Annotated in this window: 16 protein-coding genes and 2 pseudogenes; all 18 read left to right on the top strand. The window is 29.8% G+C overall.

The genetic code is table 11. The features are described 5' to 3' along the window. Positions 1–95: 95 nt before the first annotated feature. Positions 96–3,188: a penicillin-binding transpeptidase domain-containing protein gene (locus tag Q0V15_RS01710; RefSeq protein WP_297435378.1), complete on the top strand. Its 3,093-nt coding sequence runs from the start codon at positions 96–98 to the stop codon at positions 3,186–3,188. Between the two features lie 351 nt (positions 3,189–3,539). Beyond that, positions 3,540–4,178: a septum site-determining protein MinC gene (minC, locus tag Q0V15_RS01705; protein WP_297435376.1), complete on the top strand. Its 639-nt coding sequence runs from the start codon at positions 3,540–3,542 to the stop codon at positions 4,176–4,178. Positions 4,179–4,194: 16 nt separating this feature from the next. Beyond that, a complete protein-coding gene (gene minD / locus Q0V15_RS01700; protein WP_297435374.1) occupies positions 4,195–4,992 on the top strand; it encodes a septum site-determining protein MinD in 798 nt (265 codons plus the stop codon). A gap of 13 nt (positions 4,993–5,005) precedes the next feature. Beyond that, positions 5,006–5,269, top strand: coding sequence for a cell division topological specificity factor MinE (gene minE, locus Q0V15_RS01695; protein ID WP_297435422.1), 264 nt, complete (start codon positions 5,006–5,008; stop codon positions 5,267–5,269). Between the two features lie 102 nt (positions 5,270–5,371). Then, positions 5,372–6,499, top strand: a complete 1,128-nt coding sequence (gene rodA / locus Q0V15_RS01690; RefSeq protein ID WP_297435372.1) for a rod shape-determining protein RodA — start codon at positions 5,372–5,374, stop codon at positions 6,497–6,499. Between the two features lie 131 nt (positions 6,500–6,630). Beyond that, positions 6,631–7,494: a M23 family metallopeptidase gene (locus Q0V15_RS01685; protein WP_297435370.1), complete on the top strand. Its 864-nt coding sequence runs from the start codon at positions 6,631–6,633 to the stop codon at positions 7,492–7,494. 12 nt (positions 7,495–7,506) lie between these two features. Next, positions 7,507–7,782 (top strand): annotated as a pseudogene (locus Q0V15_RS12970) (site-2 protease family protein); the annotation flags it as partial. A gap of 33 nt (positions 7,783–7,815) precedes the next feature. Then, positions 7,816–8,352 (top strand): site-2 protease family protein, encoded by a 537-nt coding sequence (locus tag Q0V15_RS01680; protein WP_297435368.1) that lies wholly within the window; start codon positions 7,816–7,818, stop codon positions 8,350–8,352. A gap of 115 nt (positions 8,353–8,467) precedes the next feature. Continuing rightward, positions 8,468–10,321 carry a TIGR03960 family B12-binding radical SAM protein gene (locus Q0V15_RS01675; protein WP_297435366.1) on the top strand — a complete coding sequence of 618 codons (1,854 nt, stop codon included), beginning with the start codon at positions 8,468–8,470 and terminating at the stop codon, positions 10,319–10,321. Beyond that, on the top strand, positions 10,305–11,009 hold the full coding sequence (locus Q0V15_RS01670) for a TIGR03936 family radical SAM-associated protein (RefSeq protein WP_297435421.1): 705 nt from the start codon (positions 10,305–10,307) through the stop codon (positions 11,007–11,009). Before Q0V15_RS01675 ends, Q0V15_RS01670 begins: the two co-directional genes overlap by 17 nt. 12 nt (positions 11,010–11,021) lie before the next feature. Beyond that, positions 11,022–12,458: a ribonuclease E/G gene (locus tag Q0V15_RS01665; protein WP_297435364.1), complete on the top strand. Its 1,437-nt coding sequence runs from the start codon at positions 11,022–11,024 to the stop codon at positions 12,456–12,458. Between the two features lie 125 nt (positions 12,459–12,583). Then, on the top strand, positions 12,584–12,895 hold the full coding sequence (gene rplU, locus Q0V15_RS01660; protein WP_297435362.1) for a 50S ribosomal protein L21: 312 nt from the start codon (positions 12,584–12,586) through the stop codon (positions 12,893–12,895). Between the two features lies 1 nt (position 12,896). Further along, positions 12,897–13,268: a ribosomal-processing cysteine protease Prp gene (locus Q0V15_RS01655; protein WP_297435360.1), complete on the top strand. Its 372-nt coding sequence runs from the start codon at positions 12,897–12,899 to the stop codon at positions 13,266–13,268. 4 nt (positions 13,269–13,272) lie between these two features. Beyond that, positions 13,273–13,569, top strand: a complete 297-nt coding sequence (gene rpmA / locus Q0V15_RS01650) for a 50S ribosomal protein L27 (RefSeq protein ID WP_297435358.1) — start codon at positions 13,273–13,275, stop codon at positions 13,567–13,569. 174 nt (positions 13,570–13,743) lie between these two features. Beyond that, positions 13,744–15,030, top strand: coding sequence for a GTPase ObgE (obgE, locus tag Q0V15_RS01645; protein ID WP_297435356.1), 1,287 nt, complete (start codon positions 13,744–13,746; stop codon positions 15,028–15,030). Between the two features lie 13 nt (positions 15,031–15,043). Continuing rightward, positions 15,044–15,349 (top strand): ribosome assembly RNA-binding protein YhbY, encoded by a 306-nt coding sequence (yhbY, locus tag Q0V15_RS01640; RefSeq protein ID WP_297435354.1) that lies wholly within the window; start codon positions 15,044–15,046, stop codon positions 15,347–15,349. Between the two features lie 138 nt (positions 15,350–15,487). Beyond that, positions 15,488–16,060, top strand: a complete 573-nt coding sequence (gene yqeK, locus Q0V15_RS01635) for a bis(5'-nucleosyl)-tetraphosphatase (symmetrical) YqeK (protein WP_297435352.1) — start codon at positions 15,488–15,490, stop codon at positions 16,058–16,060. Between the two features lie 11 nt (positions 16,061–16,071). Further along, a pseudogene (locus Q0V15_RS01630) lies at positions 16,072–16,442 on the top strand (RluA family pseudouridine synthase); the annotation flags it as partial.

Here is a 16,442-nt window from a genome sequence, read left to right as displayed (position 1 = left end):
TCTTTTTTAAAACAAAAGGAAAACTTAGGGAGTTTACATATATACTATAGGTAGAGTAAAAGAAGATAGGGATTTAAAGATAGGGGGATAAAGTATTGGCAATCAATAAGAAGAAAAGTTTAACAAGATTTTCGATATTAAAGGGAATTGTAGCAGGATTATTTACAGTTATAATTTTAAGAGTTACATATTTACAAGTTTTTAGATACGAAGATTTTAAAGAAAAGGCAGATACTAGGTCTATGAGGTTCATGGCTGAAAAGGCACCTAGAGGAAAGATATATGATGCAAACGGAAATGTTTTAGCAACAAATAAACAGACTTATATAGCTACTTTTACAGAAACAGATGATTCAAAAGAAGCTTTTTATAGAACAATGGAAACATTTTTTGATTTAATGGATGAGTCAGAGCAAGAGATAACTGATAAGTTAGATATTATGGTTAATGAAAAAAATGAGGTCTATTTTGATTTTGGATTTGAAACTGAAAGTAATAATAAAGCAGCGGAACTAAGATTTAAAAGAGATAAGGGGATACTTGATGAAATACAAAAGGTGGAGTTTCCAAAAGTAAATACTGATTTAACAGATGAACAAATAGAAATTATAGAAGCGAAAGCTTTAGAAGTTAGGGTAAAAGATGTATTTAGTTACCTAGTTTATAAATATGAAATGGTAGAGTTGTTATCAGAGTATAAAGACAGAGATACACATTTAGATGAAGATGCAGATTATGCTCTAAGAAAATCTGTTAAAGATAGATACAAAGCTAGTAAAGAAACTTTTTCAGAAAAGATTATTCAAGGAGAAAAGGTATTAGAAGCTTTATTAAAAGAGAATAGCTTAAATGATATTAGAAGATTTATGGCAATAAAAGATGCTATGAAAATGCAAAGTTTCTCAGGATTTAAACCTGTAACTATAGCACCAACATTAACACAAGATGCAGCTTTTGTAGTATATCAAAAGCTTAATAGTTTAATTGGTATAGATATATCACTAGAACCAGTTAGATATTATCCATATGGAGAAATGGGAGCTAGTTTCCTTGGATATATGGGAGCAATACCTGGTGCAAGTAAAGATAAATATGAGTCAAGAGGATATGACTTGTCTACAGATCTTATGGGAGTAGCAGGGGTAGAGTCAGCATATGAGAATGTATTAAAAGGAACTAAAGGTGGAGATATGGTTAAGGTTAATGCAGCAGGAAGACGTAGAGAAAGTCTTTATAGCATGCAAACAACACCAGGGAATAATGTACACCTAACTATTGATAAGGATATACAATATTCAGCTGAAACTATGATGAAAGATCAGTTAGAGCATTTACGAACAAAAGAAAATTTAGTTGGAGCTACAAGAGGAGCGGCAGTTGCAATGGATATTAAAACAGGAGATATACTAGCAATGGCTAGTTATCCGGGATTTGATCCTAATATATTTGCTTCAGGAAAAGTAGAGGGAGATGTTGCAGAAAAATTATTAGCACCTGATTTAGAAGCATTTGGTAATGAATATGTGAGAAAAACAGGAATTGCCAAGAGTGTTGATGAATTATTCCCAAAAGATGAGAATGGTTTAAGACAAGACCCTAATGATATATATCCAAAGCCAATGTATAATTACGCAACTATAGGATTAATTCCTCCAGGTTCAACATTTAAACCAATAACAGCATTAGTTGCATTAGAAGAAGGTGTTATGAATGCATCATCAACTGTTAGTGATGGTGCAGTTCTTTCAGGTCTTAGATTTGTTAAATATGCAGATTTAATTGGAACACCACTAGATAATAATCATCATGGAACTGTAACTGTTAAAGAAGCTATACAAAAGTCTTGTAACTCATATTTTTATGAAACAGCAGTTAGACTTTATAGAAAATATAATAGTAGTGTTGAAGGACTTGATAGTATAGCTAAATATTCATCAGAGCTTGGGCTTGCTCCAAACTCTTTGGATAAAGATGTGAAAAAAGGGACAGGAATTGAGATTGCTGAAAGAATAGGTAGTGTTTATAATTTTGATGGATCTAAAGAGAAATTTAAAACTTTTTCAATGTGGGATTTAGTTGGAGGTCTTGAAAAAGGAAGGCTTAATGGAAATGGACAAACATTCAGACCAGTAGATATAGAAAGAAATGAAGAAGATTCAAAAGCTTTGAAAGAAGCAAAAGATAGCTTAAAAGAAATAGTTAAAACTGAAATTGATAATATAGATTCTCTTTCTTACAAAGGAAATGAAAAAGAGTTTAGAAAAATTGTAGAGAATGCTTTACAAGTAATATATGATAATTCAGAAAAATATCAAAGTGCTATTAAAAAGAATAATTCAAATTTAAAAATACAATTTGAAATAATTTCAACAGAAATTTGGAATTGGATACAGTTTAATGTAAAACATCAGATTGTTAATCCAGGAAATTTAGCAAGTGCATCAATAGGACAGGGAGAAACAAATGTAACACCACTTCAGATGGTTAGTGCAATTGGTACACTTGTTAATGGTGGTACAAGATATAAAGTAAATCTTGTTGATAAAATAACAAGTAATACAGGGGATGTTGTGAAAGATTTTGAGCCTGAAATTTTAAATAAGATGGATATTAGTAAAAATAATGTTGATGTTATTAAAGATGGTATGCATATGACAAATCATAAATTAGGCGGTACTGCATATCCAGTATTTGGAGCTCAGAACTTCCCAATACCAAGTGGTGGTAAAACTGGTACAGCAACATTTAAAGAAGATCAAGAAGATTATGGTAGACAACCATATGGAGTATATGCTTCATTTGCACCAATTGATGATCCAGAAATAGCCGTATTTGTTATAGGATATGATGCTAAAAGTGGTGGAAGGATGGCAATAGTAGCAAGAGCTATTTATGAAACTTATTTTAGAGATGAGATAAAAGAAATTGCACCAAGTTATAAACCAAGAAATTCAGTAGGAGATGAGTATACTTATACATTAAATCCAGAGAGTATGGATTTTAAGGATGAAGGGATATTTTATAAGGAACTGCCAAAAACTGAAGAAGAAATAGAATTTGAAAAAAAAGAAGAGGCAAAAGTAGAGTTAGATACAGAAATTCTAACAGGTGGAGAAAATATTGAAGTTCAAGAAAATACAGAAATAGGTTTAGAAGAACAGTTAAATAATGAAACTTTAGAACCTTAAATAAAAGATAAAATGATAACTTAGTTTTTAATAAAGAAGATACCATTTAATAAAATCTTATTTAATAAGATAAATTGGATGGTATTTTTTTACTTTATATTAAAATGAAGATAAATTTTAATAAGATATTTATTTTAATATATAAAAAATGAAGATAAAATATAAAAAAAAAGGGGTAATTAAATAATAAATGTAAAAAATAAGTCAAAATAGGAGAAAATGTATTAAATATTTTAAATATGTTAAAATAAATGCTTTAATAAGTCGATAATACCTTATATAATGGATATATGTGTTGAAATACAAATAAAAGTTAAGAAATTTGTATGCTAATTGGAGGGTGTAGTTATTATGCAAAAAGCAATAATGATAAAAGGGAATAAAGATGGTATAAATGCTATTATAAATATGGATAAATTTGCTGACTTTGAAGAGATGTTAGATGCACTTATTGAGAAGCTAGGTGCAGGGAAACGCTTTTATAAAGGAGCTACTTTAACTATCACAACTGATTTAGAGCATATAAATGAAAGACAAATGTCAAAGCTTAAAGATTCTTTATTTGATGAAATAATGATACAGGAATGTATATTTGCAGATAAAGAGGAAAAAGAGAGTTCATATTTTCAAGGTGTTTATGAAGGTAGAACTAAGTTTTTGAGAAAATCAGTTCGAAGTGGACAAAGTGTCAGTTATTCAGGCAATATAATAATTATTGGTGATGTAAATCATGGTGCAGAGGTAACTGCTAATGGAAATATAGTTGTATTTGGAAGTATAAAGGGAAGAGTTTTTGCAGGGAATAATGGGAATGATAAATCTATAATAGCTGCATTTTCACTTGAACCAGAAGTATTATCAATTTCAGGGGTTATGACTATATCACCAGATGATTTTGAAACACCTAGCTATCCAGAGGTTGCAAAACTGAAAGATGGTTGCATGATTGTTGAGCCATATCTTCTTAATAAATATACATACAAAAAATAGTGGAGGTAATTTTAATATGGGAGAATCGATTGTAATAACATCTGGAAAAGGTGGAGTTGGAAAAACAACAACAACAGCTAATATAGGTACTGCACTTGCAGCACTTGGGAAAAAGGTAGTTGTGATTGATGGGGACACTGGTCTTAGAAATTTAGATGTATTAATGGGACTAGAGAATAGAATAGTTTATACTATTGTGGATATTTTAGATGGTAGATGTAGAACAAAGCAGGCTTTAATTAAAGATAAAAGATTTCCTAATTTATGCTTATTACCAACAGCTCAAACAAAGGATAAAGATGATATAAGTGGAGAACAAATGTTAAAACTTATAACAGAACTTAAAATAGATTTTGATTATATTTTAATAGATTGTCCAGCTGGAATAGAGCAAGGGTTTGAAAATGCTGTTATTGGAGCTGATAGAGCAATAGTGGTAGTAAATCCAGAAATCACTTCTGTAAGAGATGCAGATAGAGTTATTGGTAAGTTAGATGCAAGGGGTCTTGAAGATCATAAAGTAGTAATCAATAGACTTAATCCAGAAATGACTAGAAAAGGGGATATGCTTGATATTCCAGATATATTAGAAGTTTTATCAGTAGAGCTTCAAGGTGTTGTTCCGGATGATAAGGGAGTAACAGTTTCTACAAATAGAGGAGAGCCTATCGTTTTAAATAAAGACTCACTTGCAGGGAAAGCATTTACAAATATAGCTAAAAGAATAATAGGAGAACAAGTACCATTTTTAGAGTTGACAGTTGAGCCTACTGGTTTCTTTAGTTCTATAATGAAATTATTTAAAAAAAATTAAGGGGGATTGAGAAATAGTGTTTAATTTTTTTTCTAGCAAACCTTCTCCAAAGCAAGTGGCTAAGGATAGGTTGAAACTTATATTAATACATGATAGAGGTGAACTTTCACCACAAATATTAGAAAAAATAAAACATGAAATTTTTGAAGTGTTAGCAAAATATATTGATATAGATGATAGAGATATTGATATAGCAGTAACTAACTCTCAAAAATTAGAAGGGACAGCACAGTCTCTTATAGCTAATATACCGATAAAAAACTTAAGAGGAAGATAGACCTGTATTTGTAATAAATAAAGCTTGTAAAAATATAAGAATCAATGTATATTATCAGTTAGGATTCTTTAAGAGCGCAAAGACAGGTTTGGAGGGTTATCTATGTTCAGAAATTTAAAACTAGATATAAGACTTTGGAGAGAGATGAACAAATCAGTTCTTTTCACAACTATATTAATAACTTGCTTTGGAATTTTCAATATTTATCTTGCTACATATAATGAATGGGGATTTGAATATGCAATGAAACAAACGATATTTTTTGGAATATCACTTGTAGTTATGTATATTATGCTTGTTTGGGATTATACGATAATATATGATTATGTTGAAATATTCTATTGGTTTTCAATATTCTTGTTATTCATAACAAGATTTATAGGAGAAACAGTTAATGGAGCCAAAGGTTGGATAGCACTTGGTGGTGGAATTAGTATTCAGCCATCTGAAATTGCCAAAATTGCTATGATTATGATGATTGGTAAGCAACTTCAAAAAACAGACGGAAATATAAATGGACTTAAAAACTTTATTGTATGTACAATATATGCTGGAATACCAATGGCACTTATTGTAGTTCAGCCAGATATGGGAATGACACTTGTTTGTTTCTTTATGGTTCTTGGGATTTACTATTGTATGGGTCTTAATATGAAGATTATACTTGGTGGGTTCATAGCTATGGCAATAACCGTAGCGCTTATTTGGAACTCAGGGTTTATACAAGATTATCAAAAAGCTAGACTTGTTGGATTCTTAAACCCCAATCAGGATGAACTTGGTATTAACCTTCAACTTAACCAATCCATGATTGGTATCGGATCGGGGGGATTCTTTGGAATTGGACCTGAGATGAATGTTAAAGGTGGAGGATATGCTGCAGAGTTCGTTCCAGAAAGACAGACAGACTTTATATTTACAGTAATAGGAGAACACTGGGGAACACTTGGAGCAATAGTATTACTTGTATTATACTTCATTTTAATTTCCGGAATTATTGATACTGCAAGAAAGTCTAAAGATGTATTTGGACGGGTAATTTGTGTTGGGATATCATCCTATTTCATATTTGCTATATTACAAAATATAGGAATGACAATAGGGCTTATGCCTATAACAGGAATAACCCTCCCAATGGTAAGTTATGGAGGAAGTTCGCTTCTGACTACACTTATGACACTTGGGCTTGTACTTAACATAAGTATGAGAAAGAAAAGATTAAAGTTTTAATTAATGGGAATGTCAGAAATGACATTCTTTTTTTTATGTAAAATTATTTGTTCTATTAATTATATATTTTTAATATATATAGTTTAAGGAAAAGCTTAATTAAAAATATAATTTTGAGCAGGTGATAGTAAATGGGGAAGTATAATAAAGAGTATTCTGATTATTATAAAAAGATAAATTTAAATGAGAAAAATGAAGATAATGAGAGAGATAGAGATGAAAGACGATATAATATAGATGATGAATATGGATTAAGACATATGAAAAAAACTAGCAATAAAAGAATAAATCACTTAGAAGATACTATAAAAATGATAGGAGTAACAACTATTATTCCAACAATTTTATTTTCAGGAATATTCTTAAGTAAAGGGAATTTTGGAGAGCAGGGAAATAAAGTGTATAAACATATAAAAGAGGCTATTTCAACAAGTGGTTACTATGAAGAAAAAATAGAACTTGCCTTAGCAGAGAATTTTAATATAGCAGCAAGTGGTGAATCAAGTTTAAGCTTAGATGCTGATATTGATAAAAATATTGCGACAGAAAAAGAGTTAGATAAAATAAATGTTGATAAAGAAGCAAAAGAAAATGAGAGTGTTACAGATGTTAGAACTTCTAAAAAAGAAGATGTGAAAATACTTTCAGATAAAACATATATCGAGTTCTTAGAGAATTTAAAAGGTGTGGAGATAAAAGCTAAAAGTGAAACTGGTCTTGTTTTAAAATGTAGATATAAGATAGTTGCTAATGGTGTTGCAGGAATTGTAAAAACTACTGGTGAAAATGCAGAGGGGCATTTTATTCTTATAGAGCATGCTGATGGGATAGAGACAGCTTATTACAATTTACCAAGTGTTGATTTTGAAGAAGGTGAAGCTATAAAGAAAGGTGATAAAATTACAGAGATAAAAGAGGAAAGTGAGATAGTTTTTAAAATAAGTAAAGATGAAGAGTATGTTAGTCCTATGAAATACTTTGATTTTATTTCATAGGGATGTGATTTTATAAAAATAAGTAAGTGGATAATTCCACAGTTTTTAATATTTTTCCTTTTAGATTTAGAAGGAAAGCTTATTTTAACGTTTTTATTTATAGTCTTACATGAATTATCACACTATGTAGTAGCTAAAAAACTTGGAAGTAATATTGTAGATTTTAAAGTACATCCTCTTGGTGCAACACTTGAGATTGAAGATTATGAAGGTCTTGAAATTAATGATGAGATTTTAATTTGTTTAGCTGGACCTATTTTTAATTTGGTTACTGCTATAGTATCAATATTTCTATTTTATCAGTATGATAAAGAAATTTTTATGAAGATTTTTGAGATTAATATTGTTTTAGGTGTTTTTAATCTTATCCCAGCACATCCGCTTGATGGTGCAAAAATTTGGAGAGCTATTTTAAGTAAATTTTTTATTTATAAAAAAGCTCATAAAATAATTATGATGACAAGTTTTTGTATGTCAGTTTTTATAATTATTATTGGAAGTCTTTTAATGTTTGAGAATATAACTAGCATTAATTTAGTTTTCATAGGTATTTTAATGATATTTACAAGTTACTCAATAAAGGAGCGAACTATGTATATTGTTTTAGACCAAATAATTAGTAAAAATAAAAGGTTTAAAGAAATACGATATATTGAAAATAAAGATATATCAGTATATTGGAAAGAGGATTTTATAAAGCTTCTAAGTATGATTGAGAGAAATAAGTTTAATACATTTTATATTCTTAATGATAAGATGGAGTATTTATATGATTTAAGAGAAGATGAGGTTGTTGAAATTCTGAAAACTAATGGAAATATGAGCTTAGAAGATTACTATAATAATGTTTTAAAGTAAGTTTTTAAGTTGGTTAAAATAATTTTTTGTGATAAAATTAAATGAATTATTAAAGAAGTGTATTATATATGCTTCTTTTTTGTGTTTAAAGATTATATTTTGCAGGAGGACATAAATGGTTAGAATAACAGATGATATTTTATGTAGAGTAGAGAAACCATCAAGATACATAGGTGGAGAGTTAAATGAAGTTATAAAAAATCCAGAGGAAGTTGATATTCGTTTTGGATTCTGTTTCCCAGATGTATATGAAGTTGGTATGTCACACCTTGGTTCAAGGATTTTATACCATACTTTAAATGAGAGAGCAGATACTTATTGCGAGAGAGTTTATTCACCTTGGCCAGATATGGAACTTGAGATGAGATTTAATAAGATACCTCTTTATGCCATTGAGTCAAAAGATCCAATAAGTGAGTTTAATTTTTTAGGTTTCACTCTTCAATATGAGATGAGTTATACTAATATTCTTCATATGCTTAATATGGGGGGAGTTCCTATAAGAGCTTCACAGAGAAAAAATGATGATGCAATAATTATAGGTGGTGGGCCTTGTGCATACAATCCAGAACCTATTTATGATATATTTGACATAATACAATTTGGTGAAGGTGAAGAAGCTATAAATGATATGCTTGATTTATATATGTCTATGAAAGATAACTTTAATAGAGTAGATTATCTTCGTGCAGCTTCAAAAATTCAGGGTATTTATGTACCTTCATTATATGAGGTTTCTTATAATGAAGATGGAACTATTAAAGAATTTAAACCAAAGTTTGAGGATGTTCCAGCTAGGATTAAGAAAAGAATTGTTACTGATTTAGATAAAGTACCATTCCCAACAGACTTAGTTGTTCCTTATAGTGAGATTGTACATGATAGAGTAGTTTTAGAACTATTTAGAGGGTGTACTAATGGATGTAGATTCTGTCAGGCTGGCATGATTTACAGACCAGTTAGAGAAAAAAGTAGAGAAACTTTATTAAAACAAGCTAGAACTATGCTTAAGTCAACAGGTTATAGTGATATTTCACTTGTTTCTTTAAGTACTTGTGATTACTCTGATATTCATGCACTTGTTGCAGATTTAATTGCAGAACATGGAGAAAGAAAAACAAGTGTTTCACTTCCATCTATAAGGGTTGATGCATTTTCAGTTGATTTATTAAAAGAAATTCAAAAAGTTAAAAGAACAGGATTAACTTTTGCACCAGAAGCAGGTTCGCAAAGGATGAGAGATGTTATAAATAAAGGGCTTACAGAAGAAAAGATACTTGAAGCTTCGTATAATGCCTTTGAAGCAGGATGGAGCACAATTAAGCTATACTTCATACTTGGAGTTCCTTATGAGAATGTAGAGGATGCTACTGCTATAGGAGAACTTTCAGAGAAGATAGCAGCGCAGTATTATTCAGTGGATAAAGCTAAAAGACACAAAGGACTAAAAATAAATGTTAGTACATCTATTCTTGTACCAAAACCATTTACACCATTCCAATGGTCACCAATGGAAAGAGCAGATGTCATTAAAGAAAAAATTAGTGCTGTTAGAGATTCTATAAAAACTAGAGCAATAAATTACAGTTACCATGAGCAAGAAACTGCCTTAATGGAAGCACTTTTTGCTAGAGGTGATAGAAGAATGTGTGATGTTTTAATTAAAGCTTATGAAAAAGGTGCAAAGTTTGATGGTTGGAGCCAATTCTTTAAATATGACCTTTGGATGGAAGCTATAGAAGAGTGTGGAATAGACATAGATTTCTTTGTATTTAGAGAAAGAAGTTATGATGAAATTTTACCATGGGACTTTATTGATATTGGAGTTAATAGAAGTTATATAGAAGAAGAAAATGAAAAAGCTAAAACTGCTAGTCTTACAAGAAACTGTAGAGAGGGCTGTACTGGCTGTGGGATAAATGTAAACTTTAAAGAAGGGAAGTGTTTTGAAGGTGCGATACTTAATTAAATTTACAAAAGGTGAGAGTTTAAAATTCATCTCACATCTTGATTTACTTAGAACTGTTCAAAAAGTAGGTAAGAGATCAGATTTACCTGTTGAATATACTAAAGGTTATAACCCACATATGATGTTTGTTATAGCACTACCTTTATCTGTTGGAGTCTATTCAGATGGAGATTATGCAGATTTATATTTAACAGAAGATGTTGATTGTGATGAAGTATTAGAGAAACTTAATGCTAATTCAGCTAGAGGGATTACATTTTTAAAGGCTTCAAAAACTCCTATAATTATGGATGTTAGAAGAGTGCCACAAGCTATGGCACTTTTAGATATGGCAACTTATATTATTAAAATAAGATATAATGATGTTTCAAATTTAGATGAAGATATGAAGAATTTTATAGAAATGCCAGAGTACAATACTATGAAGAAAACTAAGAAAAGTGAGAAAATGACTGATATAAAACCTTTTATAAAAGAATTTTCTTATAAAATAGAAGATAATATTTTAGTGATTGATACTATGATTTGCTGTGGTAGTAGGGAAACTTTATCACCATCACTACTTGCTAGATTTATTAGATTAAATACTAGTAATACAACAGTTGGAGCATTTATAGATATAAAAAGAATTGAAATGTTTGGATATAAAGAAGAGGTTTTAGTACCTTTATATAAATATATAGATTAAGAAGGGATGTATATGAGAGAAATATTTATTGAGAGAAGAGAAAGTCTACTTAGAGTAGCAATAAAAGATAATAATGAATTAGTAGAGTGTCATATAGAAGAAGATAATAAAGAATCTGTTGCAGGAGAACTTTATAAAGGAATAGTTAAAAGAATTGTACCGAGTATAAAAGGTGTGTTTATAGATATTGGCTATGATAAAGATGCATATATGCCACTTGATGACAAAGTGAAATTAAAAGTTGGTTTTGAATTAATTGTTGAAGTTATGAAAGAGGAAATTGCAAATAAAGCAGCAAAGGTTTCAAGTGTTTATTCTTTAGCCGGTAAGTATCTAGTTATAGAAACAAAGCATAAGGAATTTATGGTTTCGAGAAAAATAAAAAATAGAGAGTTTGAAAAAGAAATAAAAACTCTTATTGAGAAGCCAGATGATATTGGTATAACTATTAGAACTAAGGCAGAAGATGCAAGCATAGAAGAAATTCAGAAAGAATTTAATGAATTATATGAAGCTTATAAAAAAGTTGTTCAAAAATGCAAGTATGAATTAAAGCCTGGAAAAGTATATGATAACAATAGTCTTATCAATAGAATAGGAAAAGATTTTATTGATGATAAGACAAAAAGCATTACTGTAGATTGCAAGAAAGACTTTGAGTTTTTAAGTGATGATTTAAACAAAGGCGAAGTTGAGTTAAAGCTACATACAGAGAAGCAGACTTTATTTGCTTATTATGGAATAGAAAAATCTATATTAAGTCTTAGAAATAATAAAGTCAATTTAACTTGTGGTGGAAATATAGTTATAGAAAAAACAGAAGCAATGTATACAGTAGATGTTAATACAGCTAAAAATAATATAAGCTCAAAAGATAGAACTACAGCAGATATTACAAATATTGAAGCAGCTAAAGAAGTTGCAAAGCAAATAAAGCTTAGAAATATAAGTGGTATTATAATTATAGATTTTATTGAGAGTTTTAATAAGCTTGCAAAGGAAAAAGTAATTAATGTTTTAACACAGAAACTATATAAAGATAAGCAGATGTGTAAAGTATTTGATTTCACAGAACTTGGTCTTGTTCAAATTGCCAGAGCAAGGCGTGGTAAAAGTATTTATGAATTTATAGAAGAAAATTGTGATAGATGTAGTGGGAATGGGAAAATTCTTAAACTTTCTTATATAAATTTACTTTTAAAAAATGAAATATTAAGATGGGATGCAGAAAGTGAGATTAAGGATTTCCATATAACTTTAAATAGAATATATGAGAAGGATGTTACTGGAAATATATTTAAGTTTTTAAAAGATATAAATGCATTAAATTTAAATATCTATCTTAATTTTGATGATATGAATGATTTTTATAATATTGAACCATTAATATTCAAAAATCAGATAGAAAATGTTAAAGATTTCTTGGTAAAGAATATCGAAAAATATTAGAATTTGCTTTACAATGATAGTTAATTGTGATAGAATTTCCTTTGTAAACCGCTCACGAATAGGTTTTAAAACAAGTTGTAAGATTTGTACCTTAGGTGGCGAGTCCGTTATGAGGAGGTGTAATTATGTACGCAGTAATAAATACAGGTGGAAAGCAATACAGAGTCCAAGTAGGAGACGTTTTATTCGTTGAAAAACTTGACGCTGAAGTGGAATCAATGGTTGAATTAACAGAGGTTCTTGCAGTTGCTAAAGATGGTGAGATCAAAGTTGGTACACCAGTTGTAGAAGGTGCTAAAGTTGTAGCTAAAGTAGTAGCTCAAGGTAAAGCGAAGAAAATAATAGTTTTCAAGTTTAAACCTAAGAAAGACTACAGAAGAAAGAATGGTCACAGACAACCTTATACAAAAATTGTTATAGAGAGAATCGAAGCTTAATATGATTAAGATTAGAATTGAAACGAAAAGCAATAACATAATTTCGTTCACTATAAATAATCATGCACTTCGTGAGAGGGATATGATTTTAGCTGGAGAGGCTTACGATATGGTGTGTAACTCTGTATCAGTATTATCTCAAAGTGTTATTATAGGCTTAGATGAAGTTTTAAAACTGAATGTAAACTATGAAATTAGTGACGGATATTTAAAACTTGATTTAAATGGATTCACTAGTGATGAAATTAATCAAGCTCAAGTGTTGTTAAAGACATTTGAAAAAAGCTTAGATAGTGTAATTCTAAGCATTGAGCAAAGTTTTGGATATAAGAAACGTTGTGAATATATAAATTTAGAAAAAGAGGAGGTGTAATATCATGATAATCATAAACCTTCAACTATTCGCTCACAAAAAGGGAATGGGTAGTACAAAGAATGGTAGAGATTCTGAGTCAAAAAGACTTGGTGTTAAATGTTCAGACGGTCAATTCGTTTTAGCTGGAAACATCTTAATGAGACAAAGAGGAACTAAAATCCATCCAGGTAATAACGTAGGTAGAGGTGGCGATGATACTTTATTCAGTAAAGTAGACGGAGTTGTTAAATACGAAAGATTTGGAAGAGATAGAAAGAAAGTTTCAGTTTACCCTGTACAAATAGAGATAGCTGAATAATATTTTTATTCTTGAAATAGAAAGCACCCTAGTTTCATAGGGTGCTTTTTTTAGAATTTTATTATAGATTAAACTAAAAATAGGATTTAAATAATTATATTAGAAAATAATACAAAAAACGTATTTTTTTAATCATAAATATTTAATACTATTTAAGGAAGAGAGGGTGAGTATATGTTTATAGATATGGCCAAAATCATGGTTAGATCAGGAACAGGTGGAAATGGATCAATTTCTTTTAGAAAAGAGAAGTACATACCACTTGGTGGACCAGATGGTGGAGATGGTGGAGCTGGTGGAGATGTTGTCATCAAAGTCAATTCACAAATAACAACACTATTAGATTTTAAATATAAAAGAAGATTTATAGCAGCAGATGGAGATAATGGTTCATCATCAAAATGTTATGGTAGAGATGGTAAAGATTTAATTATAGAAGTTCCTATGGGAACAATAATTAGAGATACTGCATCAAATAAAGTTATAGCGGATCTTGTACATTCAGAAGATAAGCTAGTTATTTGTGAAGGTGGAAGAGGTGGAAGAGGAAACTGTAAGTTCTGTACACCTACAAGACAGGCACCACATTTCTCAGAGCCAGGAATGCCATCTGAAGAGATGGAAATAACTCTTGAGCTTAAGCTTTTAGCTGACGTAGGACTTTTAGGATTCCCTAACGTTGGAAAATCAACTTTATTATCAGTTGTAACTAAAGCTAAACCAAAAATAGCTAACTATCACTTTACAACACTTAAGCCAAATCTTGGAGTTGTTGCTGGAAAAGGTACTAAACCTTTCGTAATGGCAGATATTCCAGGTATTATTGAAGGAGCTTCAGAGGGTGTTGGTCTTGGATTTGAATTCTTAAGACATATTGAAAGAACTAGACTTTTAGTTCATATTGTAGATATTTCAGGAATTGAAGGAAGAGATCCAGTTGCAGACTTTAAGAAGATAAACAAAGAACTTAAAAACTATAGTGTTAAACTTTGGGATAGACCTCAAATAGTTGTTGCTAATAAAGCAGATATGTTATTTGATGACGAAGTTTATGTAAACTTTGAAAAAGAAGTTAAAGCTATGGGATTTGAAAGTGTTTATAAAATGTCAGCAGCTACATCTCAAGGTGTAGATGAAGTTATGAAGGAAATGGCAAGAGTTCTTGATACAATTCCAGTAGCTGATTTATACATTGAAGAAGATGAAAGATTTATACCAGAGCATAAGCAATTTAAATATGAAATTGACAAAGTTGATGAAAATGGAACTATTGTATATGTTCTTACAGGAAGTTTCGTAGATAGACTATTAATGTCTACTTATGTTAATGATCCAGATTCATTAAGACACCTTCATAAAGTTCTTACTGATAAGGGTATATTACAAGAATTAAGAGACTTAGGTATAGAAAACGAAGATATCGTAAGATTAAGAGACTTCGAATTCGAATACATAATGTAAGGAGGATTTTAAGATGATAACAACTAAGCAAAGAGCATTCCTAAGAGGAATGGCTAATAGATTAGATCCAGTTTTCCAAATTGGAAAAAATGGAATTGAAGAAAACTTTTTAAAGCAAGTAGAAGAGATACTTGAAACAAGAGAGTTAATTAAAATAAAGGTTCTTGAAAATAGTGGACTTTCAGCTAGAGAAGCATCAGATACGATTTGTAAAGCAATTCACTGTGAAGCTATCCAGTCAATCGGAAGTAAAATAGTTATTTTTAAGCAATCAAGCAAGAAGCCAGTTATTGAGCTTCCAGTTATAAGAACTAAATAGTAAGCTTAGCAGGTTCATTGATATGAGCCTGTTTTTATTTTACATAATATTATTTAAGCCTAGCAATTCACTTTATGAATATTAATTGATATAATTAATAAAGGTTAAATTATAGTTTGAATTATGAGGTGGATTATTATGTTAGAAAATAAAATAAAGGCTTATTTAAAAGAAAATTTAAGTGAGAGAAGATATAAACATACAATAGGAGTTTCTGAAACAGCAGAAAAACTGGCAGTTTTATATGGTGCAGATACTTATAAAGCTAGGATTGCAGGACTTGGTCATGATTTAGCTAAAGAAATGAATATTGAGAAACAAAAAGAAATTTTAAAGAAAAATAATTTTGAAATTAGTGAAATAGAGGAACTAGCACCACAAATATTACATGGTTTTGTTGGAGCTATTTTACTAAAGAGTAAATTTGGTGTTGAAGATAAGGAAATTTTAAATGCTATAAAGTTTCACAGTACAGGAAGAAAAGAAATGAGTATTTTAGAAAAAATAATATATATTGCAGATTATATTGAACCAAATAGAGTTTATGATGGAGTTGAAAAGCTTCGTGATATAACTTATAAATCTTTAGAAGATGGTGTTCTTGAGGGACTTAATAATACTATGAGAATAGTACTAGATAGAGATAGGGTTATACATCCTTTAACACTTGAGGCAAGAAATTATTTGATTATGGAAAAGATGAGAAAGTAGGAGATTAATTTATGAGTATGTTAACTAAAATAGTTGATAGTAGTTATGATAATATTAAGATAAAGTTTTATCTTAAAGAGGTTATGGGACTTTCAAGTAGATTTATAAAGAAGGCAGGTAAAGAACATAGGGTTAGAGTCAATGGAAAGGTTGTTTTTATGGACTTTATGATATCAGGTGGGGATAAGATAGATGTTGATTTACAAAGAGAAGAATCACAGGATATAGAGCCTGAAGATATAGATATAGAAGTAGTTTATGAGGATTCTGATATATTAGTTTTAAATAAAAAACCTTTTATGGTAGTTCATCCAACTAAGAATTGTAATACAGGTACACTTGCTAATGGAATTATGAATTATTTTAAGAATACTAATCAAAA

It is taken from the genome of uncultured Clostridium sp. (genome assembly GCF_947036855.1).
Classification (GTDB): domain Bacteria; phylum Bacillota; class Clostridia; order Clostridiales; family Clostridiaceae; genus Sarcina.
The sequence above is the reverse complement of the archived record's forward strand: the minus strand, read 5'-3'. Positions and strand labels throughout refer to the sequence as shown.

Bases quoted from the DNA above. Each gene is read 5' to 3' on its own strand.
- Q0V15_RS01680 (WP_297435368.1), top strand. From the start codon at position 7,816: ATGAAGATTTTTGAGATTAATATTGTTTTAGGTGTTTTTAATCTTATC.
- rpmA (WP_297435358.1), top strand. From the start codon at position 13,273: ATGATAATCATAAACCTTCAACTATTCGCTCACAAAAAGGGAATGGGT.
- yhbY (WP_297435354.1), top strand. From the start codon at position 15,044: ATGATAACAACTAAGCAAAGAGCATTCCTAAGAGGAATGGCTAATAGA.
- Q0V15_RS01685 (WP_297435370.1), top strand. From the start codon at position 6,631: ATGGGGAAGTATAATAAAGAGTATTCTGATTATTATAAAAAGATAAAT.
- rplU (WP_297435362.1), top strand. From the start codon at position 12,584: ATGTACGCAGTAATAAATACAGGTGGAAAGCAATACAGAGTCCAAGTA.
- Q0V15_RS01675 (WP_297435366.1), top strand. From the start codon at position 8,468: ATGGTTAGAATAACAGATGATATTTTATGTAGAGTAGAGAAACCATCA.
- rodA (WP_297435372.1), top strand. From the start codon at position 5,372: ATGTTCAGAAATTTAAAACTAGATATAAGACTTTGGAGAGAGATGAAC.
- obgE (WP_297435356.1), top strand. From the start codon at position 13,744: ATGTTTATAGATATGGCCAAAATCATGGTTAGATCAGGAACAGGTGGA.
- minC (WP_297435376.1), top strand. From the start codon at position 3,540: ATGCAAAAAGCAATAATGATAAAAGGGAATAAAGATGGTATAAATGCT.
- yqeK (WP_297435352.1), top strand. From the start codon at position 15,488: ATGTTAGAAAATAAAATAAAGGCTTATTTAAAAGAAAATTTAAGTGAG.
- Q0V15_RS01665 (WP_297435364.1), top strand. From the start codon at position 11,022: ATGAGAGAAATATTTATTGAGAGAAGAGAAAGTCTACTTAGAGTAGCA.
- minD (WP_297435374.1), top strand. From the start codon at position 4,195: ATGGGAGAATCGATTGTAATAACATCTGGAAAAGGTGGAGTTGGAAAA.
- Q0V15_RS01655 (WP_297435360.1), top strand. From the start codon at position 12,897: ATGATTAAGATTAGAATTGAAACGAAAAGCAATAACATAATTTCGTTC.